At 59.7% G+C, this 21,686-nt stretch carries 17 protein-coding genes; 10 read left to right on the top strand and 7 right to left on the bottom strand.

The genetic code is table 11. The features are described from left to right. The first annotated feature begins 80 nt into the window (after positions 1 to 80). Complete coding sequence (locus tag K5Q35_RS18625; protein ID WP_220800915.1) at positions 81 to 1,538, top strand: dihydrolipoyl dehydrogenase; 1,458 nt, start codon at positions 81 to 83, stop codon at positions 1,536 to 1,538. 15 nt (positions 1,539 to 1,553) lie between these two features. Beyond that, positions 1,554 to 2,519, top strand: a complete 966-nt coding sequence (locus K5Q35_RS18630; protein WP_220800916.1) for a YeeE/YedE thiosulfate transporter family protein — start codon at positions 1,554 to 1,556, stop codon at positions 2,517 to 2,519. A 66-nt stretch (positions 2,520 to 2,585) separates the two neighbouring features. On the opposite strand, the gene torT is transcribed toward K5Q35_RS18630, so the two are convergent. After that, positions 2,586 to 3,596, bottom strand: coding sequence for a TMAO reductase system periplasmic protein TorT (torT, locus tag K5Q35_RS18635; RefSeq protein WP_259650592.1), 1,011 nt, complete (start codon positions 3,594 to 3,596; stop codon positions 2,586 to 2,588). Here torT and K5Q35_RS18640 point away from each other — a divergent pair. Then, positions 3,574 to 6,354 (top strand): ATP-binding protein, encoded by a 2,781-nt coding sequence (locus tag K5Q35_RS18640; RefSeq protein WP_220800917.1) that lies wholly within the window; start codon positions 3,574 to 3,576, stop codon positions 6,352 to 6,354. The genes torT and K5Q35_RS18640 overlap by 23 nt on opposite strands. Here the strand turns inward: K5Q35_RS18640 and K5Q35_RS18645 are convergent. After that, positions 6,327 to 7,031 (bottom strand): response regulator, encoded by a 705-nt coding sequence (locus K5Q35_RS18645; RefSeq protein ID WP_220800918.1) that lies wholly within the window; start codon positions 7,029 to 7,031, stop codon positions 6,327 to 6,329. The genes K5Q35_RS18640 and K5Q35_RS18645 overlap by 28 nt on opposite strands. Positions 7,032 to 7,147: 116 nt before the next feature. Between K5Q35_RS18645 and K5Q35_RS18650 the strand changes: the two genes are divergently transcribed. Together K5Q35_RS18650 and K5Q35_RS18655 are read left to right on the top strand one after the other, a co-directional pair. Beyond that, complete coding sequence (locus tag K5Q35_RS18650) at positions 7,148 to 9,820, top strand: molybdopterin-dependent oxidoreductase (protein ID WP_220800919.1); 2,673 nt, start codon at positions 7,148 to 7,150, stop codon at positions 9,818 to 9,820. Positions 9,821 to 9,975: 155 nt separating this feature from the next. Next, on the top strand, positions 9,976 to 10,290 hold the full coding sequence (locus tag K5Q35_RS18655) for a carboxymuconolactone decarboxylase family protein (RefSeq protein ID WP_220800920.1): 315 nt from the start codon (positions 9,976 to 9,978) through the stop codon (positions 10,288 to 10,290). A 98-nt stretch (positions 10,291 to 10,388) separates the two neighbouring features. On the opposite strand, the gene K5Q35_RS18660 is transcribed toward K5Q35_RS18655, so the two are convergent. After that, positions 10,389 to 11,342, bottom strand: coding sequence for a DMT family transporter (locus K5Q35_RS18660; protein ID WP_220800921.1), 954 nt, complete (start codon positions 11,340 to 11,342; stop codon positions 10,389 to 10,391). Between the two features lie 403 nt (positions 11,343 to 11,745). Between K5Q35_RS18660 and K5Q35_RS18665 the strand changes: the two genes are divergently transcribed. The 4 genes from K5Q35_RS18665 (at position 11,746) to K5Q35_RS18680 (ending at position 17,302) form a co-directional block, all read left to right on the top strand. After that, complete coding sequence (locus K5Q35_RS18665) at positions 11,746 to 12,789, top strand: homocysteine S-methyltransferase family protein (RefSeq protein ID WP_220800922.1); 1,044 nt, start codon at positions 11,746 to 11,748, stop codon at positions 12,787 to 12,789. Beyond that, on the top strand, positions 12,786 to 15,500 hold the full coding sequence (metH, locus tag K5Q35_RS18670) for a methionine synthase (protein ID WP_220800923.1): 2,715 nt from the start codon (positions 12,786 to 12,788) through the stop codon (positions 15,498 to 15,500). The genes K5Q35_RS18665 and metH overlap by 4 nt, the downstream gene beginning before the upstream one ends. Positions 15,501 to 15,878: 378 nt before the next feature. Further along, positions 15,879 to 16,172, top strand: coding sequence for a Dabb family protein (locus K5Q35_RS18675; RefSeq protein WP_220800924.1), 294 nt, complete (start codon positions 15,879 to 15,881; stop codon positions 16,170 to 16,172). Between the two features lie 2 nt (positions 16,173 to 16,174). Continuing rightward, a complete protein-coding gene (locus K5Q35_RS18680) occupies positions 16,175 to 17,302 on the top strand; it encodes an aminodeoxychorismate synthase component I (RefSeq protein ID WP_220800925.1) in 1,128 nt (375 codons plus the stop codon). Positions 17,303 to 17,472: 170 nt separating this feature from the next. On the opposite strand, the gene K5Q35_RS18685 is transcribed toward K5Q35_RS18680, so the two are convergent. Together K5Q35_RS18685 and K5Q35_RS18690 are read right to left on the bottom strand one after the other, a co-directional pair. After that, the gene (locus tag K5Q35_RS18685; RefSeq protein ID WP_220800926.1) at positions 17,473 to 18,012 is read right to left on the bottom strand and encodes a cytochrome b; all 540 of its coding nucleotides are present in this window, start codon (positions 18,010 to 18,012) and stop codon (positions 17,473 to 17,475) included. A 63-nt stretch (positions 18,013 to 18,075) separates the two neighbouring features. Continuing rightward, positions 18,076 to 19,080: an SUMF1/EgtB/PvdO family nonheme iron enzyme gene (locus K5Q35_RS18690; RefSeq protein ID WP_220800927.1), complete on the bottom strand. Its 1,005-nt coding sequence runs from the start codon at positions 19,078 to 19,080 to the stop codon at positions 18,076 to 18,078. A 117-nt stretch (positions 19,081 to 19,197) separates the two neighbouring features. Here K5Q35_RS18690 and K5Q35_RS18695 point away from each other — a divergent pair, with 117 nt between their 5' ends. Beyond that, a complete protein-coding gene (locus K5Q35_RS18695; protein WP_259650593.1) occupies positions 19,198 to 19,683 on the top strand; it encodes a MarR family winged helix-turn-helix transcriptional regulator in 486 nt (161 codons plus the stop codon). A gap of 18 nt (positions 19,684 to 19,701) precedes the next feature. On the opposite strand, the gene K5Q35_RS18700 is transcribed toward K5Q35_RS18695, so the two are convergent. Next, positions 19,702 to 20,280 (bottom strand): histidine phosphatase family protein, encoded by a 579-nt coding sequence (locus K5Q35_RS18700; protein WP_220800928.1) that lies wholly within the window; start codon positions 20,278 to 20,280, stop codon positions 19,702 to 19,704. Between the two features lie 155 nt (positions 20,281 to 20,435). Continuing rightward, positions 20,436 to 21,686, bottom strand: coding sequence for a fumarylacetoacetase (fahA, locus tag K5Q35_RS18705; protein WP_220800929.1), 1,251 nt, complete (start codon positions 21,684 to 21,686; stop codon positions 20,436 to 20,438).

Here is a 21,686-nt window from a genome sequence, read left to right on the forward strand (position 1 = left end):
ACACATCAGGCACCCTCGATGCTCTGCTCAAAAACAAACAAACAGCGTGAAGTCGACACTTGTCACAAAGGACCAAAACAATGAGCGAATATGACGTAGATGTTGCAATCCTTGGCGCTGGCACGGCCGGAATGGCCGCTTACCGCGAGGCCGCCAGGCAAACCGACAGGATCGCCCTGATTGACGGAGGTCCTTTGGGAACAACCTGCGCAAGGGTCGGGTGCATGCCCTCCAAACTGCTGATTGCGGCGGCAGATGCCGCGCATGAAGCGCGCCACACCGCAAAATTCGGCGTTCATACAGGGGAGGTATCAGTAGACGGCGTGGCCGTGATGCACCGTCTGCGCACGGAACGTGACCGCTTCGTGGGCTTCGTCAAGGAGGCCGTGGATGAATTCAAGGACCATCACCTGATCCGCCAGAACGCGCGGTTTGTTGATGATAACACCTTGGAACTGGCCGATGGCACCCGGCTGACCGCCCGCACGGTAATCATTGCGACAGGCTCACGCCCCGCAGTGCCGCCCCCTTTCGAGGTAGCCGGGGATCGGTTGATCATCAACGATGATGTGTTTGACTGGCAGGATTTGCCCCGCTCGGTTGCCGTCTTTGGCGCAGGCGTGATCGGGCTGGAACTGGGTCAGGCGCTGTCGCGTCTGGGCGTGCGGGTGCATCTGTTCGGGATGGGCAATGCCGTCGGCCCGCTGAGCGATCCGGATCTGATTGCCTATGCCCGTGACACATTCGGAGCCGAGTTCGCCGCGCATTTTGATGCTGATACCAAGATCACACGCGACGGTGACGCGGTCGTTGTGCAGTGGAGCAACCGCAATGATGACAGCGACACAGGCGAAGAGCGGTTCGATTTCCTGCTGGCCGCAACGGGGCGTCGGCCCAACCTTGACCGGATCGGGTTGGAAAACACCTCGCTGGTGCTGGATGCGCTCGGCACGCCAGATATTGACCCGCAGTCCATGCAGGCACGAACCAAGGGCGACACGGTGTTACCGATCTTTGTGACCGGCGATGCCGCTGTTGATCTGCCCCTGTTGCACAAAGCTGCGGATGAAGGCCGGGTCGCGGGTGAGAATGCCGCCCGGTATCCCGAAGTTTATCGCCGCGTGCGCCGCACGGGCCTCGGCGTGGTGTTTTCTGATCCACAGATTGCGATTGCCGGTTGCGGCCACAAGGCGTTGACAGAGGCGGGTGTCGATTTCGCCTATGGTGAGGTTTCCTTTGAGGATCAGGGCCGCGCGCGTGTCATTGGCAAGGACAAGGGTTTGTTGCGTGTCTACGGGGATCGCGAAACCGGGCTGTTGCTCGGGGCCGAGATCATAGGCCCGGCGGCGGAGCATCTGGGTCATCTTCTGGCCTGGACCATCGAGAGCAAACTGACCGTTGCTGAGGTTTTGCAGCGCCCGTTCTATCATCCTGTGATCGAAGAGGGCCTGCGCACTGCGCTGCGTAACCTCGCCGCCACCTTGGATTTTGGCCCCAATCCGCCGTTGCGCTGCATCGATTGCGGGCCGGGCGGCTGATAGAAACATCTGAACATGACTGTCCTTCTCACCCCATTTTTGCTGATGCTTGCATTTTGTGTCGGCTATGCAATCCGGCGCGGCAGTATCTGTGCGGTTGCCGCAACGCAGTCGCTGATTGTTGAACGCCGCAGCAGACGCTTTCGCGCCTTTGGTGTGGCGGCGGCAGGGGCGGGGGCTGTGATTATCCCGCTGCACTGGCTGTTTCCGGCTAGTGCGACGCTCTCCGCCGGATATCCTGTCACGTTGCAGGTGCTCTTGGCGGGTGCTGCTTTCGGGTTGGGTGCGCGGATCAACCGGGCCTGCGCCCTTGGTACGCTGGCGCATCTGACAGGCGGCAACCTCGTCTATGGGCTGACGATAGTTGGGATGGTCGCAGGCGCGACTGCGATTGCGTCCGTCGGTAGTGCCAGCGAAAGCGACGCGGTCCTGCGTGTTTCCCCCCTCGAAATACCGACCGTTGGGGCGGTTTCGATCTGGGGCGTGCTGGTTGTGGTCCTGATCGTGGCGCTTTATCGACGCGCGCCACGTTGGTTGCGCAATCTGCGCGATCCGGCACCGTCGCGGATGGGGCCTTATCGCGCGATGCTGGTGGTCGGTGTTTGTGGTGGCCTGCTTTATGCATTGGCAGGCAGTTGGACGTATATGAGCGTCCTGTCACACCGTGCCGAACGTCTCGTTGACCCGACCCTCAATTTCGATGGTTTGCCTGTGGTAATGTGTGCGATGACCGTCGCGATCGGCGGGCTGATGGCCGCGTGGCGATATAGTGACTTTGATCTGCGCTTTCCGCCCCTGATGGCCAGTGCGCGGTGTCTGGTCGGAGGGGCCATCATGGGAGCATCGGCAGCAGTCATCCCCGGAGGCAACGGCACAATGCTGATCCACGGCCTGCCGTCACTGGCCCCCCACGCCATCGCGGCATACGCTGCGATGACCCTGACGTTATGTCTGTCGTTTCTAATCTGGCGTGAGGCATAAGTGGCAGGGGTGGAAAGGGTGATCCCGCAGGCGCGCCCCGCCTTGAAAGGGTGGTTTCCAGCGGCGCTATTGAAGTGCCGGAAAGTAATCCGCGGGCGACATGCGAATATCGTGCAGATTGTCGGCATTGCGCGTCAAAACCACGATCTCTGGTCCGGTCGCCTCGAAAGGTCGCGCAGGTTCAGATGTCGCTTGCCGGATCGCCATTTGGGCTTGCAACATTGGGTCGTCAAAAGACGCAGCCAGCACGCTGCCATTCATCAGGCCGCGTTTGATCGTGTGGTTGACATAGGTTGCCACGAGGACCGGTTTTTGCGCATCGGACCGGGTTGCCAGCAAACCAATCGCAGCCTCTATGGCGGGTGCGCTTGCGATCAGATAGCTGGCATCGGGATGGCGCTCCAGCGCGAGTTCGCTCAGCGCAAGCTGTTGGCGCAGGCCGGTATCCGCGCCCAGCACGTCCACTATGGTGACAGCGCTGTCGGCAAGCCCGTCGCGCAGTCCGGCTTCCAGTGGTCCCGTCCAGCCTGCCTCGGGGGGGCCGGTGACAAGAACCGCAGTCTGGGCGGATGAGCCCGCCGGGTGCAGCGCGCTGAGGTGACGGCCCAAAACATAACCCATGTCGCGCCAGTCCACACCGACATGACCGGCCAGCGCATCGCTGTGCACTTCGTTGACCAGCCCAAAGACAGGGACCGTCTGTGCCGCCTGTTCAATGGCATTTGTCAGCTCGACATGATCAGATGCCACCGCACCGATGATAATCGCGTTGACCCCGCGTTTGACGCAGGCGTCAAGCTGGTCGATCTGCACGGCAGGGTCGCCGTACCCACCTGCCTCAAAGAACAGAAGGTCTGCGTTGTTGCGCTGTGCTTCCTGCTCAAGACCAAAGCCGACACTGAGCCAGTACTCATCCTTGAAATGGGGAACCAATACGCAAAACAATTGGCGCATTTCAGCTTTTGGCGGCGTCGGGAGGACCGACAGGCCAACCCCGAGCGCAAAGCTGAAAGCGGCGATTGTGCCGGTCAGGGCAGCCCCGTAGTGTCTGAACATGCGACGAACGAGCTTTGACACGCGACTGATCCAAATCCTGAGCGCTCTTGCGGCTTTGTCCATTATGGTGGGCCTGGCGGCGATTGGCGTCAACCGCTATCTGGTGCGCACGCAGGACGCCCTTATTCAAAACAACCTGCCCGCGATAGAACTGGCAAGCCGAATTGGCGCGTCCACCGAAGTGGTTGGATCGCTTGCTGCAGCCTTTGTTCAGGCCGACACCAGCGCAGACCTGGAGCAGATCGCCACCGCCCTGCAGAGGACGGTCCTTGATATCGAAAACGGAGCGCAAGCGCTGGCTGAACTGAGCGGGCCTGCGGCCGAGGTCATGCAGGGGGTGAACGCAAATGACATCGTCGTCCGGATGACGGCCAACGGGCACGATGAATTGCGGCTTGAGGATCAAATCCAACGCATGGTGAGTGCAGTCGCACAGGATGGTGCGCGCCTTGATGCCCTCATCGAAGCCGAGACCGACCTTGCCCGCTTGCGGGTGACCGCAGGTATCGCAGATCTCTACGCAACCCCTGACATCGACCCGCGCCCGGCGCTGGATGCATTGGCAGATCGCTACTTCTTTGCCTTTGAACGGCTGACGGAACTGGCGCGGATGGTGGACGCTTTGCGATTGCAGTTTCAGCAAGTGCCAAGGCTGACGCTGTTGGAAGATGTGCAAATGGCGCATGATCAACTTGAAACGGGCCTCACCCTCGCACTGCGCCGCGTCGCTTTTCTGCCGTCACCGCGCGCGGCGCAGGAAGCTGGCATGCTGCTGGAACAGCAAAAAAGGGCGCTGCAAACAGGTGGCTTGATCGATCTGTCGCAAGAAAAGATCAGGCTGCGGACGTCGATCACGCAAGACAGCGCGTTGCTGCAGCGCACCATCACAGAGCTTTCCCAAAGGGCACGGCAAGCGCGTGATGCGGTTCAGGCGGCGGGGCTTGCGCAGATTGCACAGGCGCGGCAGCGCGCTTCGCTGATGCTTTTCGGGCTGATGTTGCTCGTTGCCAGCGCGATCATTGCGGGGGTGTTTTTGTGGCTATACGCCCGCAGGCAACTGATTGCGCGGCTTGGTAATGTTTCACGTCGGATCGTTGCTGTGGCAGGGGCGGATTACGGTGCACCGGTTGCGATCAGCGGCCACGACGAAATCGGACGCCTTGAGAAGGCCCTGAACATCCTGCGCCGCCGCGCGATTGATGCCGCAAAGTTGCGCGATAGTCTGGAGGACGCCGTCATCGCGCGCACCGGCGATGTAGTCAGCGAAATGCAAGCCTCGGATGCCGCGCGCGCCGCTGCCGAAGCGGCAAACCGCAGCAAGACCGAGTTTCTGGCCCGGATGAGCCATGAAATCCGCACACCCTTGAACGGCATCATCGGAATGCTCGATCTGTTGGAAGCAGATACGCAGGATGCGGACCGCAAGGCGCGCACCGCCACTGCGCTGAAGTCAGCGCGCGAATTACTGGATATCACCAACGACATTCTCGCCTTCTCCAGCAATGATGATACTGCAAACAGGGGCACTCCGGTGCATTTCGATCTGCGTGAACTGGTTGGGCAATTGGGTCATCAATTGCAGTCCCTTGCGACGAAAAAGGGGTTGGAAGCGGGCGTGGACCTGTCGGACCCGGCACCGCTGGTTGTGTTGGGGGATGTGGTGAAGATCCGACAGATCGTCGGGAATCTGATGTCAAACGCGGTAAAGTATACCAAGCGCGGGACGGTCATGCTCATTGTGGATCATGCCATGGATGCGCATTCGGGGCAGCTCGTGCTCAGCTTTACGGTGGCGGATACCGGTGTTGGCATGACCCGCGAGGCGATTGATCATGCCTTTGATGCCTATATGCGTGCCGATGCGGCCAAACGCGCCGGGATCGAAGGATTGGGCCTCGGCCTTGCCATTTCGCGCACGCTTACCCAAGCGCTCGGCGGCGCGCTCAGCATCGAAAGCGAGATTGGCCTTGGCAGCCGCTTTACCCTGACCGTGCCAGTGATGCGCGGGGATCCAGCACGTATTGCAAAAGATGAGACGCCATCAAGCGACCTGCTTTTGCGACGCGATGTGCTGGTCATTGATGACCATGGGGTCAATCTGATGGTCGCGCGTGGCTATCTGGAACGGCTGGGATGTCGCGTGACCGAAGCCGACAGCGGCACCGCCGGGTTGCAGGCCTGCAGTGCAGGGCGCTTTGATCTGGTCCTGATCGACCTTGATCTGCCTGACATGAGCGGCGCAGATGTGGCTGCCGCGCTTGCGCAACAGGAAAACACGCCCTTGCTGGTGGCACTCACCGCGCATTTGATCGAGGATACGCCCGAAAACCGGGCGATGCTGGGCGTTGCGCGCATCTTGTCCAAACCAATCTCGCCCCGTGCGCTGGCCGAGGTGCTGGCCGTCAGCACCTTGGATGGAACACCCCCTGATTTCGAGGGTGTTTTGGAAAGCCTGCGCAGCGATACTTCTGACCTCGGGGCGCAGACCACCGGGCAGATCGTGGCAGAGTTTCTGGATGACTTGCCACGCGCTGTTTGCGTGATCCTCGACGCGGCTTCGGAGGATCAGCGCAAACACGCACACAGGCTCAAAGGGGCTGCCGCGAATTTTCACCTCGAAGCATTTTGCGCCGTTTTGGCCCGTATCGAAGCCGCAGAAAGTGGCGCAGACGACGATCTGCGCACCCTGTTGAACAAGACAGCACAGGATGCGAAATCCATGCTGGACAAGGCCGCCCGAGAGGCGGGGCTTCAGACCGATTTCGGATCAACAAAATGATACCCCCGTCCGTGCTCGGTCAGGATCCATTCTGGGTGGGCGGGGTCGTGTTCCAGCTTCTTGCGCAGGCGTCCGACGACCACATCGATCATCCGGTCGTTTGAGCGCATTGCTTTGCGACCCATCATTTCGGCAAGCCGCGTCCGGCTGAGCGTCTGACCGGGATGATCGGCAAGCGCGCTCATGACGTCGAATTCCTGTTTGGTCAGCGTCTCGGTCCGGGCCGCAGACACCAGCCGGCGCCGGATGCGGTCGAAACACCAGGGGCCGAATTCCTCCACCTGATCCGAACGTTGCGGCGCTTGTCCGATATCGGCAATACGGGCCATAAGGTTCTTGACCCGTGCGGCCAGTTCGCGCTTGTCAAAGGGCTTGGTCACATAGTCATCCGCGCCCATTTCGAGACCGACGATCTTGTCCACCTGATCGTCGCGCGCCGTCAGCAGAATGATCCCCACCCGCGATTTACTGCGTTGCTCGCGGGTGATGGTCAGCCCGTCTTTGCCCTCCAGATTGATGTCGATCAGCAAAAGTTCGGCGGGATCAGCACTGAGGATTTCGTCCATTTCCGTGGCGTTTTCGGCCTGACTGACGCGGTATCCCTGCTCTTTCAAATAGGCAGCCAGTCGCATTCGTGTTGTGCGGTCGTCTTCTACGATGAGGATGTGTTGGGGCATGGCGCCACTGTTACATTTCTTTACATCTTCGAACAACCCGGTTTGCGCCGGATCAACACCTGTGGGTGTGCGTTGTAATAGTGTGGTGCCAAATCAACCTGTCACAGGAGGCACGCATGTCAATTACGCAACCAACCCGACGCAGCTTTTTACAAGGCGGTGCAGCTGCATTCGGCGCAACAAGTCTGATGGGCACAACGGCGCTTGCAGCACTTGATCCGAACTCTTTTGACGGGCGCGTGTTTCACGCAACGCACTACGGCCCGTTTGAGGGTGTTGTGCGCGACGGCAAGCTGGTCGGCCTCAACACCATCATGGACATTGACGCCCGCCCGACCGAGATGCTGACCACGGGGGTGATGGACCGGACCTATGACAAGTCGCGCATCAACTATCCGATGGTGCGCAAATCTTATCTCGACGGCTGGGAAACCGGCGACATCAAGCCCGAATTGCGCGGCAAGGAAGAATACGTGCGTGTCGATTGGGACACCGCATGGAGCTTGACGGCCAAGGCGTTGCTGGACACGGCCACAAACCACGGCAACGAGGCGATCTTCAGCTCCTCCTATGGTGGGTGGTCCAACGCGGGCACCTTCCGCCCCAACGTGCTGCAGGGCCGGTTGATGAACCTGATCGGGGGCTGCACCGTGACCGCTGGTGACTGGTCGGCGGGGGCCTCGCAGGTCGCGCTGCCCCATATCATCGGCGATATGGAAGTCTATTCGACCCAATCAGCCTGGGAGACCATCCGCGATCACTGCGAGGTCTTCGTGCTGGTGGGGTGTGACCCGATCAAGAACAACCGGGTGGAGTACCGCGTGGCAGACCATGGCATGTATGCGCATTGGGAAACCATCCGCGATTCAGGCGTGAAGTTCATCTCGATCAACCCGCAGAAAACCGCCTCTGACGCCTATCTGGACGCCGAATGGGTCCAGATCGTGCCCAACACCGATGTGGCGCTGTTTTGTGCCATGGCCAACCACGTGCTGGCCGAGGGACTTGAGGACCGCGCCTATATGGCGAAATACACGGTCGGCGCTGACAAGTGGATCGCCTATGTCAACGGCGAGGAGGATGGCGTTGCGAAAACCCCGGAATGGGCGGCGGAGATCACCGGCATTGACGCGGCGAAAATCCGAGAGATGGCGGAGCTTTTTGCCAAATCCAACACCAATATCGCTGGGGCATGGGCGCTGCAACGCGCGCAACACGGTGAGATGACCCATTGGGCGATCATCAACTTTGCCGCGCTGACCGGCAAGATCGGCAAGCCCGGTTGTGGTGTGGGCTTCAGCTGGCACTATGGCAATGGCGGCATGCCCGCTTCGGGCAAATCCAACCCGGCGGGCCTGTCGCAGGGGCGGAATTTTGTCAAGACCGTCTGCCCGGCGAGCCGCATCACCGACATGCTGGAAAACCCGGGCAAGGAAGTGTTCTACAACGGCAACACCCACACCTACCCAGATGTGAAAGTCGTCTTCAACGCGGGCAACAACTTCATGAGCCACCAGCAGGATACCAACCGGCTGATCCGTGCGCTGCACAAGGTGGAAACCGTGGTCAGCGTGGATGTCTGGTGGACTGCGGCGACGCGCTGGTGTGACATCGTTCTGCCTGCGGCCTCGACGCTGGAACAGGATGATATCTCCTCCGGCGGGACCTATTCCAACGACAAGGTCTACGCGATGAAAAAGATGATCGAGCCCGTGGGTGAAAGCCTGCCGGACTACGAGATCTTTGAAGGGCTGGCCGATACGCTGGGTCTGTGGGCGCAGTTCACCGATGGCGAAGACAAGATGTACCACGTCAAAGCTGCTTATGAGAAATCCAGCGCATCTGCGCACACGCCGTTCGACGCGTTCTGGGAAAAGGGCTTTGCCCGTCAGGAGGTGCCGGAAGAGGCGCGCAAATGGACCCGTCACGGGGAATTCTTCAACGATCCCGAAGGCGCGCCACTGCACACATCCTCAGGCAAGATCGAGATGTTCTGCGAGGATTTTGCCAAGCTCGATATCGACGACATGCCGGGCATGCCGATCTGGATGGAAAAGCACGAATACCTCGGCAACGCCAAGGAGGGCCAGTTGCACGTCGTGTCGCCACACCCGTGGTTCCGCCTGCACAGCCAGATGGACCAGTCGGAAAACCTGCGCGCGCTTTACAAGGTGCAGGGGCGTGAACCGGTGCGGATCAACACGGAAGATGCCGCCGCGCGCGGGATCGAGGATGGCGATCTGGTCGAGCTTTACAACGACCGGGGCACGGTGATTGCGGGCGCTGTTGTCAGCGACGAGATCATGCCCGGCGTCGTATCAATCTACGAGGGCGCGTGGCCGCAGCTGGACAGCAAGGGGCGGTGCAACTCGGGTCTGGTGAACTTCCTGACCTCGACACAGCGCTCGTCCGGCGTGGCGCAGGCAACGACTGCGAATACCACCCTGTGTTCAATGCGCAAATGCGAGGATCCGGAGGGGCCGAACCTGGCCTATGAGAAACCCGCGATCCTTGAGGACTACGACTATGCCGCGATTGATTATGACAAGATCGGTGTTGATCGCCTCTATGAGCTGACCGAAAAGCTCTATGCGGATATGGGCCCGGGCGAGAAGATCTACTTTGAGCGCTGCACGGTCTGCCACGCCCCGCGCGAAGTGACCCACTTCACCCAGCAGCAGTGGAAAGGCATCACCCCATCCATGTTCCCGCGCGCAGGTCTGGACGAAGCCGAGGCGGCCTTGGTGACAGAATACCTCATGCAAAACGCCTCGGACGCACCAAAGTGAACGCATGTGCAAAACAAGACGGGAGGCTGGTTTGTCCAGCCCCCGCCAAAGGCGCGTCGATCCTGACGCGCTGCCATAGGCGCAAGCAACACAGGGCCAGCAGTTTAAACAGACTTGCGGGACGGCTGACAGAATAATCTGAAAGGAAGAAAAAGATGAGCAACGATCTACCCGGCGCGGCAGGAAATCTCGCCGCCGCCCATCCGGAGGTCTGGGACGCCTATGCCAGTCTGGGTGCCGCCACCGCCAGTGCCGGCGGGCTGAGTGTGCGCGAACGGCGCTTGGTCAAACTGGCCCTTGCCATCGGTGCGGGGTCCGAAGGTGCGGTGCATTCGCATGCCCGCCGGGGTCTCGCAGAGGACATTGGCCAGCAGGACCTGCATCAGGTTGCTCTTTTGGCCATCGGGCCTTTGGGTTTGCCGCGCGCGGTCGCAGCGGGCACATGGATTTCGGACGTCACCGAAGCCTGAAGCAAATCTTGAACCGGGCGCTGCGATGCGCAGCCCGGTTCAAGGTCAGGTTGGCCACGCCCGATGCGACGGCGGGGCTACTGCTAGGGCCGACCCCTTTAGCGTTCCGCGCGTTTGCGGCGGGGTGCTGCGGTGTCTGACTGTCCTTCGCGGTGAAAGATATAGATGCCCGAGCCAAGGATGATTGCCACGCCGATCCACGTCAGCGTGTCCGGGAAATCGCCAAACACCAGAAACCCGAGGGCCGTGGCGGTTACGATTTCCAGATACTGAAACGGCGCCAAGGCGGTTGCGTCTGCGGATCGGTAGGCTTCGGCGATCAGCACAAAGGATGTGGCCGCAACCGCGCCAGCGCAGAGGATCAGCAACCATGTCGCGGTGTCACTGGCGGCAGGTACGAACCCCGTCATGCCCGTCGCGCCCAGACCCGCAGACAGCAGGATAAGGCCAAGACCGGCATAGATCGTCGTGCCACATTGAACGGTCAGGCCGGAGCGGGTCACGGTTGCTTTCTTGAGCACGATCATGTTCAGCGCATAAGCAAAGGCAGAGATCAGCGGCAGCAAGGACGCCCAGCCATAGACGTCAAAACCGGGACGGATCACGATCATCGCGCCAATCAACCCGACACCGACAGCGGCAAGGCGGCGCGGCTCGGCGGTTTCCCCCAGAAGGAACGCGGCAAGAATGGTCAGGATCAGCGGCTCAACAAAGAAGATCGCAAGCGCCGTCGTGATGGGCATCACCGCGAAAGCGCTGATCAGGCTGGTCAGCGACACGATCAGCAGCCCCCCCGACAGCGCCACAACGGGCGAGAACATCGCCCCGCGCAGACGGTGCCGCAGAAGATAGGCCACCGGCACCAGAAACAGCGCCTGCGCCAGAATACGGCAGAGCGTGACACCGACCGGGTTCAGTGTCTCACTGATCAGTTTCGCAAATGTATCCCCCACGGGAAGCAGCAGCATTGCCACGATCATGCAGATCATCCCGGTATTGGGTTTGGCAGGTGCGGCAATGTGGAGACCGGGCAGGGACGGGTTCTGGAACATCTTGGGACCTCAACAATCACTTCGGGACCGCTCCACTGCGGGAGCCGTCCAAATCCGGGCGTTCAGGATATTTGCGGAAAGGGCAGAAAGCACACGACGCCATCGCGGGCACTGCCATTGATGCGGAGTTAGGCCGCCGCCCGGTTTGGGTCAACATGGGCAATGTGAAAGCCGCTATGCAAAATGCGAATGGCTCACATCCGGACACGTCCGCTGTTGCGTCAGGGCGGTTTATCCGGGGCAATCAGGTTTCACCGCCAAGTTTTTCGGGCGTCAGTGGTGGCGGATATATGCGGGCGTCACGTGAATATCTGCGAGTAACTCATAATGAATCTGAAGAATATGAATTATACTAATAATTGAGATGCTGGTAGGTAGCGGCAACGAAAACTTGGGGGCCGCCATGTCTTTACACGATCATCACTGCGTCAACGCACTGAACGCGACCGCGCGCGAGCGTATCCTGATCATGGATGGCGCCATGGGCACGATGATCCAGGGGCTCGGTCTTGGGGAGGATGATTATACCGGTCACGGAACCGGCACGCCCTGCGCGCATGCGACGGACCTTCCGCAAAAGGGCAACAACGACCTGCTGACCCTGACACAGCCGCAGGCGATCGAACAAATCCACTATGATTTCGCCATCGCAGGCGCGGATATCGTCGAAACCAATACGTTTTCCTCAACCGCGATTGCACAGGCCGATTACGGTCTTGAGGCTGCCGTCCATGATCTGAACGTGGAGGCGGCGCGCGTTGCGCGGCGCGCGCTGGACCGGGCCACGGCGCAGGATGGCAAGCCGCGCTATGTGGCGGGGGCCGTTGGCCCAACGAACCGTACCGCGTCTTTGTCCCCGGATGTGAGTGATCCGGGGTATCGCGCGGTGACCTTTGATGGTTTGCGCCTTGCTTACCGCGACCAGATCCGGGGGCTGATCATCGGGGGCGCGGATTTGATCTTGATTGAAACCATTTTCGATACACTCAACGCAAAGGCGGCCATTTTTGCGGCGATCGAGGCGTTTCAGGCGCAGGGCATCCGCTTGCCGATTATGATCTCCGGCACGATCACTGATGCATCCGGCCGCACGCTTTCGGGGCAAACGCCGACGGCGTTCTGGCATTCGGTGGCGCATGCCCGACCGTTTTCCGTGGGGCTGAACTGCGCGCTGGGGGCGGGCGCGATGCGGCCGCATATGGCGGAGCTTGCGGGCGTGGTTGACACGCTGACCTGCGCCTATCCCAATGCTGGGCTGCCCAACGCCTTCGGGCAGTATGACGAGGGCCCCGAAGAGACCGCCACACAACTGGCCGGTTTCGCCCAAGAGGGGTTGTTGAATGTGGTCGGCGGTTGCTGCGGCACCACGCCTGAGCATATCCGCGCCATTGCAGAAGCGGTCGCCCACTTTGCGCCGCGCCAGTTGGAAAAGGAGCAAGCGGCATGACCCGGTATTTACGCCTTTCCGGGCTTGAACCCTTTGTCCTCACGCCCGACATCCCTTTCGTGAATGTGGGTGAACGGACCAACGTCACCGGCTCTGCCAAGTTTCGCAAGCTGATCACCAATCGCGACTATGCCGCAGCCCTCGATGTGGCGCGCGATCAGGTGGAAAACGGCGCGCAGATCATTGATGTCAACATGGATGAGGGGCTGATCGATTCCAAACAGGCGATGATCGAATTTCTCAATCTCATCGCGTCCGAGCCCGACATCGCGCGCGTGCCCGTCATGATCGACAGCTCCAAATGGGAGGTGATCGAGGCGGGCCTGCAGTGTGTGCAGGGTAAATCCGTGGTCAATTCCATCTCGATGAAAGAGGGCGAGGAGGAATTTCGCCATCACGCCCGGCTTTGTCTGGCCTATGGCGCCGCTGTTGTCGTCATGGCCTTTGACGAAGAGGGGCAGGCCGATACCGCCGCCCGCAAGATCGAGATTTGCGCCCGCGCCTACCGTATCCTCGTGGAGGAGGTCGGTTTTCCGCCCGAGGATATCATTTTTGATCCCAACATCTTTGCCGTGGCCACCGGCATCGAAGAGCATAATAACTATGGCGTCGACTTTATCGAGGCGACCCGTTGGATCCGCCAAAATCTGCCCCATGCGCATGTGTCGGGCGGGGTGTCCAACCTGTCATTTTCGTTTCGCGGCAATGAAACGGTGCGCGAGGCGATGCATGCGGTTTTCCTCTATCACGCCATTCAGGCGGGCATGGATATGGGCATTGTCAATGCGGGCCAGTTGGCCGTCTATGACCAGATTGATCCCGACCTGCGCGCGGCCTGCGAAGACGTGGTTCTCAACCGGCGCGACGATGCGACCGAGCGGATGCTTGATATGGCCGAACGCTTCAGGGGCGGTGCGCGCGAGGCAAAGGTGCGCGATCTGGCGTGGCGCGCGTGGTCCATTGAAAAGCGGCTGGAACATGCGCTGGTCAACGGCATCACGGAATTCATCGACGCCGATACCGAAGAGGCGCGATTGCAGGCCGCGCGTCCGCTGCATGTGATCGAAGGGCCACTGATGGCGGGGATGAACGTGGTCGGCGATCTGTTTGGGGCGGGCAAGATGTTCCTGCCGCAGGTGGTGAAATCCGCCCGTGTGATGAAACAGGCGGTGGCCGTTCTATTGCCCTTTATGGAAGAGGAAAAACGCCTGAATGGCGGGGACGGGCACGAGGCGGCGGGCAAGGTCTTGATGGCGACGGTCAAAGGCGATGTGCATGATATTGGCAAGAATATCGTGGGTGTCGTGCTGGCCTGCAACAATTACGAGATCATTGATCTGGGTGTGATGGTCCCGCCGCAGAAAATCCTTGAAGTCGCCAAGGCGGAAAACGTGGATATCATCGGCCTGTCCGGTCTGATCACGCCGAGCCTTGATGAGATGGTACATATGGCCAGCGAACTGGAGCGGGAGGGCTATGACATCCCGCTGCTGATCGGCGGGGCGACCACATCCAAGGTGCACACAGCCGTCAAGATTGCCCCGCGCTACACCAAAAATCAGGCGATCCACGTGCTGGACGCCAGCCGGGCTGTGGGTGTGGTCAGCAAACTGCTCAATCCCGAGAGCCGCGATGGCTATATCGAGGGCATTCGCGACGAATATGTGAGCGTGATCGAGCGCCATGAACGCTCCGAACGTGCCAAGGAACGTGTGCCGCTGGCCGCCGCGCGGGCCAATGCCATGCAGATTGATTTCAGCGATTACACCGTGCCCGCGCCGACCTTCACCGGCACCCGTGTAATTGAGGATTGGGATCTCGCAGAGATTGCGAAATACATCGACTGGACGCCGTTTTTCCGCACTTGGGAGCTGAAAGGCGTTTACCCGAAAATCCTTGAGGACGAACGGCAGGGAGAGGCCGCGCGCGCGCTCTTTGCTGATGCGCAGGCGATGCTGAAACAGATCATTGATGAAAAATTGTTCGGCCCCCGTGCTGTCGCCGGGTTCTGGCCGGCCAATGCGCGTGGTGACGACATTCACCTCTTCACCGGCGAGGACCGGGACACGCAGTTGGCCACGCTGCACACCCTGCGCCAGCAGCACGCCAAACGCCCGGGGCGGCCCAATATGGCCCTGTCCGACTTTGTCGCACCTGTTGGGACACCAGATTATGTCGGTGGTTTTGTCGTCACCGCAGGCCCGGAGGAGGCCGTCCTGGCCAAAAAGTTCGAGGAGGCAAACGACAGCTATTCGTCGATCCTTGTCAAAGCGCTGGCCGACCGGTTTGCCGAGGCCATGGCGGAGATGCTGCACCAGCGGGTGCGCCGCGAACTCTGGCCCTATGCGCCCGACGAAGGGTTTGCCCCGAATGAACTGGTGGGTGAGCCCTATCGCGGCATCCGCCCCGCGCCCGGCTACCCGGCCCAGCCCGATCACACGGAAAAACTGACCCTGTTTTCCCTGCTGGAGGCCGAAGCCAATACCGGGGTCGAACTGACGGAAAGCATGGCCATGTGGCCCGGTTCTTCGGTATCAGGGCTCTATATCGGCCATCCTGACGCCTATTACTTTGGCGTGGCCAAGGTGGAACGCGATCAGGTGGCGGATTATGCCGCGCGCAAAGGCATGGAGACGGAGGAGGCGGAAAGATGGCTTGCACCCATCCTGAACTACACGCCGACCCCGGTCGCTGCTGTTGCCGCTGAATGATCTGGGCTGATGTGCTAACCGTTTGATTTGCAACGGGTAAAACATGAACCTGCGCTGTTTGCGGCCCCATGAAGGTGTCTTTTCTAGGAAAAGATGCGTCTGTCGCGCGGGCCGGAAATGTCACCCGATGCAATAACGAGCCGATTGTTTTACACGAAGGGTTCACCCGAAACGTGGCGTGTTCTGACAAGGGCAAAAGGCGCGCCATCGTCCGCGCGCATCGCCTGAATACAAGTCGTCAAATCCGGCGGACAAATGGCCGCATCTTTCTGTACCCGGACAGCGGATTGCATCGGGGTTTTGCCCTAGAAGTGCCCGCCTGTTGCAGCTAAGGCTTGCGCCATTCGGTGAGCGATTCAAGAACCATACGGAGATTTTATGCCACCCCGTCCCAACATTCGACATGTCGTCTTTTTCAGCGCCAAGGATAAGGTCGATCTGCCCCGTATCATCGACGGGTTATCGCTCTTGGCGGATATCCCGCACTCAGAGGTTTTTGAGGTGCGCCAGAACACCCGTGATGATGCGCTGTCGAGCGAAGTCGACGTTGTCGTCTATGCAGAGTTCGCAAGCAATGAGGCGCTGTCGGCCTATAAGGCCCATCCGCTGTACCTCAAGGCTATCGACATCGTAAGGCCCTTGCGCAACCTGCGCATCGCGGCGGATTTTTAGACTTGGCAAGCCGTTCTGTCCCACGACAGGTCATCTTTGATAACGGTCCCCTTTCAGGGGCCAGCGCGTTTGTTGACCCCCTTCATACGATCCGCGCTGACACAGCTGCAGATGTGACCGATGCATTTGCTGCGATGGAACAAGCAAAGGCGCAAGGGCATTGGCTGGCTGGATACGCGAGCTACGAACTGGGCTATGTGTTTTCGCATAAATTGAGCGATTTGATACCCGTCGACAGAACGGTGCCGCTGCTGTGTTTCGGCGTCTTTGATGCGCCATCCCCGGCCGAATTCGCCCAGCCTTTGAAGCCTGCGCGATTAAAGGATTTGGACCCGGTTTGGGACGAAGCACAATACTCTGCCGCCTTTTGCGAAGTTCAGAAACTCATATCGGCTGGCGATATTTATCAGGCCAACCTCACTTTTCCGCTGACCGCCCGATATGCTGAACCGCCGATCGCGCTCTACCGTGATCTTTGTGCCAAACAACCGGTCCCTCATGGTGCTTTTGTGGATCTCGGGGGGCCGATGCTCTTGTCCCGGTCACCAGAATTGTTTTTTGCCATCGACGAAAGCGGGCACTTTGAAACCAAGCCGATGAAGGGGACTGCCGCACGCGGTAAGACACCGCAAGAGGACACCGAACAGGCGAGATGGCTTCAAAAATCTGAGAAGAATCAAGCAGAAAACCTGATGATTGTGGACCTTTTGCGCAATGATGTCAGTAAACTGGCTGAAGTAGGCAGCGTTAAAGTCCCGGATCTGTTCAAAGTCGAAACCTATGCAACATTGCATCAGCTAACGTCCCGCGTCACGGCCCAGATAGTGCCGAAAACCACATTGTATGATATATTTGAGGCATTGTTTCCCTGCGGTTCAATCACCGGCGCGCCAAAGATCAGAGCGATGCAAATCATTCGGTCGCTCGAGAGCGAGGCGCGCGGCGCATATTGTGGCTCCATCGGCTGGATCGCTCCCAACGGGTCGATGGAGTTCAACGTCGCCATCAGGACAGTTGTCTGCAACGATGACGGAACTGCCACGCTCAACGTCGGCGGCGGGATCGTGCACGACAGCAAGAAAAGCGACGAATATGCAGAGGCGATCCTCAAGTCTCGTTACGCCGTTTGATGCAGCAAGCGGGATGCCGGATTTAGCGCTGCATCACGCGCACTGGTCACAGAGCGTGACATCCCGGCAGGACAGCACAAGGCGATCATGAAACGCTTATCTCAGCAACACGTCTGAAGTGAGCGATGTTTCCTCACCTGATGATTGTGTGGGGGATAACGCGCCCGCGTTCAGGTCATCCGCTGCAAGGTTCCGTCACGTTTGACGAGGTGATGCCAGCCGACCGCCATGACGATGTGACCAAGCACAAGCAGGCCCAGGATCCAGCCCAGCTCCCCATGCCATTCCGCCATTGCGTCCATCCAGGCGATTTTCGTTTCACGCGGCGCAAATATCTCAATGCCGAGATAGCTGAACCCGCGCGTACTGCCCGCCGCCGCAATCAGACGGAGCGTCGGCACAATCACCATCAGAGTATAGATCGCCAGATGACCTGCGAGAGCCGCGCGCCCGATCAGTCCCGCGTGCGGCGCAGGCCGTCGCCTCAGGTTGATCAATCCCCATGCGCCGCGCAGCAGCATCAGCAAAAACAGGGTGGTTCCGAGCGGTGCGTGATAGGCCCAGAAAAACTCGCGCAGCGGATCTTCACGGGGCAGGGCCCATCGCAGCGCTGCCGTTACAAACTGCATTGCAAAGAGGAGGGCCATACCCCAGTGCAGAGTGCGAGAGATCAGGCTGTATCGTTCAGGTGTATCGTAAAATCTTGACATGGATGAGCCTCTTACGTCAGAAAATCGTTTGCTTTGCGATGATACCAGATGGATTTAGGGCAGTTACCCTTGATCTGTTTGCAGGTCTGCGGCGCAGCGAAAACCAATATGGCGATGGCCGCGTTCGGACGCGTTCGAAAACCCATCTCGATGGGTTGCGGTCAACGTGGCGGCGTCGGCATCGTAGATGTAATCCCCTCCTCTGGTAACGCGCTCACCTGCCAGAGTGTTATCCTCGCGGCCATCCTTTGGGTCATAGGGATAGGCCCGCAACAGGCTTGAGGTCCATTCGGCCAGCGATCCACTCAGATCAAGCACGCCCAGTGGCGAAGCCCCGGCAGGACGACCGCCAACTGCGCCTGTGACACCAGTGCGCCCGGAGGTGAAAACGCGGGTTGGGTCGGGTGCTGTGTTTCCCCAAGGGTAGAGAAACGCATCCGAACCCCGCGCCGCCGCTTCCCACTCTGCTTCGGTGGGCAGCCGTGCTCCGCGCCAGTGGCAATAGGCGCGTGCGCCTGCCCAAGTTGTTTCCGCTACGGGATGGTCTGCATAGCCCTCGGTTGGCACAAATCTATCCGTGTCGTGACCAATCCGCGCCTGATCATCATCCAGTGCGATGAGGGGGTAAAGACCACTGCCGCTGCGTCCCTCAGTCAGAAGGGCAATCCCGCTCTGAGACAAGTGTTTGGCGGAGACGCCGCCTGCCTCAAACGCCACCAAGACCTGAATATCGAGCGCGTTCAGGTATTCCGCAAAGGCCGCGTTGGTTACTTCGGTACGATCCATGCGGAACCCTTCCAACGTCACGCTATGCGCGCGGCGTTCAATGGCTGGACCGTCATTACGACCCAGCGTGTAAGGGCCCCCTTGTATCGTCAGCATCGTCTCGGATGCCCGCACGGCGGATGGCGCATTCGCGGACGTAAAAGGTACTGCGCCGAGTGTTGAGTAATCAGGTGGTTGCTGATTTTGCGCTGCGTGAAGGGCACCCGCGCAAAACGTGATGACCGCACCGCCGGCCAGCATGCTCAGATAGCTTCTCGTTATCTTCGTAAGCGCACCCGTCATGCTGCCCCCGTATCACGTCAATAACATTCAGCCGGTTCATTGGCTGCTCGACAAAACAAAGCTAGTCTATATATACGTTTACAACAGCTATTGTCGATAACATATATGTGAGACGCGATGTCCCGCCGGAAAATGGATGCATTCAAGACACCAGACCTCGTGGTGGCGGAAACGGGAAGCCATGTGCCAGAGCAACAGGCGTATCTCAATCTGATGCGCACATCCCAAGTGCTTGGGCAGGACGTCAGTGACTTGCTGGCCGGGTTCGGGTTGTCCGGCAGGCAATACAATGCGCTGCGGGCGATCCGGCGGGGCGGCGATGGCGGCGCGAGCGTTTCGCAGATCAGTCAACAGATGACCGATCCCCGGGCTGACGTCACCCGCCTGATGGATCGCTTGGTGCGCGATGGATGGGTCAGGCGTGAACATGACGAAACGGACCGACGCATTGTGCGCAGCCATTTGACCGAAAAAGGCAAGGAGTTGCTTGCCAGGATCGACCAGCCGTTGGTTGATCTGCACATTGGACAGCTGCAGCACCTGTCCAAAGACGAATTGGAGCAGTTGAGCGCGCTGCTGCAAAAAGCACGCGGCGAGGGCTAAGGTGGGGGCTGACTGCCCTCACCAGTCTTGAGGCATTGGTGTTTCCAGAACCGTAAAACCCGAACCATTCGGGCGTATTATGACACCCTCTCCTTCGGCCAATCGCACGTTGGCGACCGTCGCGATATTGGATGTGTGCGAAATGATGATGCGGTTTGCTCCGTCTTGCGGCGGCAGGCGCAACCTGTCCCGAAGGTATGCGATCCGGGCTGCCCGACCCTGTTCATCCGACAAAAGACCAAGGAGTTCCATCCGCTCCTCGACGCGGCCAAACGCAATCTCTGCCATATCGCGGCAGCGTGCAAAGGGACTGGCCAAGACCGCGCCGACCGGGATGGCGTGGCGTTTGAACGCGTCGCCGATCATGCGCGATTGTTCAATCCCCGCCCCCGACAAAAGCCGTTGCCGCGCGCGGGGCCAGTTGATGTTATCGACCCCCGACCATGTGGTCGCACCGTGGCGAAAATAGATGACGTGCCCGCCGCTCTGCAATGCAGAGAGCGTTTGCGGGGCCGCTCGCAGATACGTCGGCAGGGTGAAGATGGTAAAAGCCCCAAACAGCAGATGCCGCCGGGAGATCAGTGATTTTGAGGGCATTTCATCCGTCTATTCCCCTTTTGTGGTGTGTGTTTTGTATTACCAACCGGGGTTGTACGGCCTCGATGAAACCATAGCGCCCCATGGGTCTGAGACCACCGGGCGTTACCTTATCATGAGTGCTCAGACGGATCGGCGCGCAAGGCCACGTCTCTTCAGTCCAGTGGAGCTGCCGGGCGTAAGGTGCCTGCGCACTCACCAAATCCGATGCGGTAGCCGTCACCTTTGGCAGCCCCGCGCAGGGTCAGGGTATCGCCGTCTTCAAGGAAAGTGCGCGTTTCGCCGGTGTCCAGCGTCAGCGGTTCCTTACCTGCCCAGCTAAGCTCCAACAGACTGCCTCGGTTTGCCTTTTCCGGTCCCGAGATCGTGCCGGAGCCCAATAGATCGCCGACCCGCATCGGGCAGCCGCTGGTGGTGTGATGGGTCAGTTGCTGGGCTGGCGAATAATACATGACGTTGTAGTTCGTGCGCGACAGGATCGTCTCGGATTTACCTTCTGGCGCAAGGCCTACTTCGAGGTCGATATCATAGAGCATCGGGCCGGGCTCGGTGAGGTAGGGCAGCAGTTCCTTCTCGCGCGGCGGTGTCGAGGCACGGAACGGCTCAAGGGCGGCTTTGGTGACAATCCACGGGCTGATCGTGGTCGCCGTCGCCTTGGCCTGAAACGGCCCGAGTGGTTGGTATTCCCACGCCTGAATGTCGCGCGCGGACCAGTCGTTCAGCAAGACGTAGCCAAAAATCATGTCATCGGCTTCCTGCACGCTCACGCGGCCTTTGGAGGGTTTGCCGACGATGGCGCCCATCTCAAGTTCCAGATCAAACCGTTTTGACGCCTCGAACACCGGCATTTCGGCGTCAGGCGCTTTTAACTGCCCGTTGGGCCGGGTGATGTCGGTGCCGCTGACCACAACGGATGATGCGCGGCCATTGTAGCCGATGGGGATGTGCAGCCAGTTTGGCGGCAGGGCATTGGCCGGGTCGCGGAACAGGCTGCCGACGTTGAAGGCGTGATGACGGCCTGCGTAAAAGTCGGTGAATTCTGTCACGGTGAACGGCATCTCAAGCGTGGCCTCGGCCATGGCAATAAGATGCGTTTCAAACGCGCTTTTCTGGGCGGCACCTTTGCTCAAGGCGGTAGTCAGGTGTTTGCGAAAGCTGTCCCAGACATCGGACCCAAGTGCCATGAAGTCATTCCATGTGCCGCGTGCAAAGACACCGCTTTCGGGCAGGTCAAGCAGACCGGCCTGTTCCAGCGCGCTCACATCCAGAATGTAATCCCCGATGGCGACGCCTGCGTGCAGATCACCGCCCGCGACGTGAAACGCGCCATAGGGCAGGTTGTTGAGGGGGAAGTCGGTTTCGGGCGAATTTGCGCTTTCAACCCAAGATTGGATGAGCTGTGTCAT

It is taken from the genome of Roseobacter sp. OBYS 0001, assembly GCF_019654895.1.
Taxonomy (GTDB): domain Bacteria; phylum Pseudomonadota; class Alphaproteobacteria; order Rhodobacterales; family Rhodobacteraceae; genus Roseobacter; species Roseobacter litoralis.

Bases quoted from the DNA above. Each gene is read 5' to 3' on its own strand.
- K5Q35_RS18625 (WP_220800915.1), top strand. From the start codon at position 81: ATGAGCGAATATGACGTAGATGTTGCAATCCTTGGCGCTGGCACGGCC.
- K5Q35_RS18630 (WP_220800916.1), top strand. From the start codon at position 1,554: ATGACTGTCCTTCTCACCCCATTTTTGCTGATGCTTGCATTTTGTGTC.
- K5Q35_RS18640 (WP_220800917.1), top strand. From the start codon at position 3,574: ATGCGACGAACGAGCTTTGACACGCGACTGATCCAAATCCTGAGCGCT.
- K5Q35_RS18645 (WP_220800918.1), bottom strand. From the start codon at position 7,031: ATGCCCCAACACATCCTCATCGTAGAAGACGACCGCACAACACGAATG.
- K5Q35_RS18650 (WP_220800919.1), top strand. From the start codon at position 7,148: ATGTCAATTACGCAACCAACCCGACGCAGCTTTTTACAAGGCGGTGCA.
- K5Q35_RS18655 (WP_220800920.1), top strand. From the start codon at position 9,976: ATGAGCAACGATCTACCCGGCGCGGCAGGAAATCTCGCCGCCGCCCAT.
- K5Q35_RS18660 (WP_220800921.1), bottom strand. From the start codon at position 11,342: ATGTTCCAGAACCCGTCCCTGCCCGGTCTCCACATTGCCGCACCTGCC.
- K5Q35_RS18665 (WP_220800922.1), top strand. From the start codon at position 11,746: ATGTCTTTACACGATCATCACTGCGTCAACGCACTGAACGCGACCGCG.
- metH (WP_220800923.1), top strand. From the start codon at position 12,786: ATGACCCGGTATTTACGCCTTTCCGGGCTTGAACCCTTTGTCCTCACG.
- K5Q35_RS18675 (WP_220800924.1), top strand. From the start codon at position 15,879: ATGCCACCCCGTCCCAACATTCGACATGTCGTCTTTTTCAGCGCCAAG.
- K5Q35_RS18685 (WP_220800926.1), bottom strand. From the start codon at position 18,012: ATGTCAAGATTTTACGATACACCTGAACGATACAGCCTGATCTCTCGC.
- K5Q35_RS18690 (WP_220800927.1), bottom strand. From the start codon at position 19,080: ATGACGGGTGCGCTTACGAAGATAACGAGAAGCTATCTGAGCATGCTG.
- K5Q35_RS18695 (WP_259650593.1), top strand. From the start codon at position 19,198: ATGTCCCGCCGGAAAATGGATGCATTCAAGACACCAGACCTCGTGGTG.
- K5Q35_RS18700 (WP_220800928.1), bottom strand. From the start codon at position 20,280: ATGCCCTCAAAATCACTGATCTCCCGGCGGCATCTGCTGTTTGGGGCT.
- fahA (WP_220800929.1), bottom strand. From the start codon at position 21,686: ATGACACAGCTCATCCAATCTTGGGTTGAAAGCGCAAATTCGCCCGAA.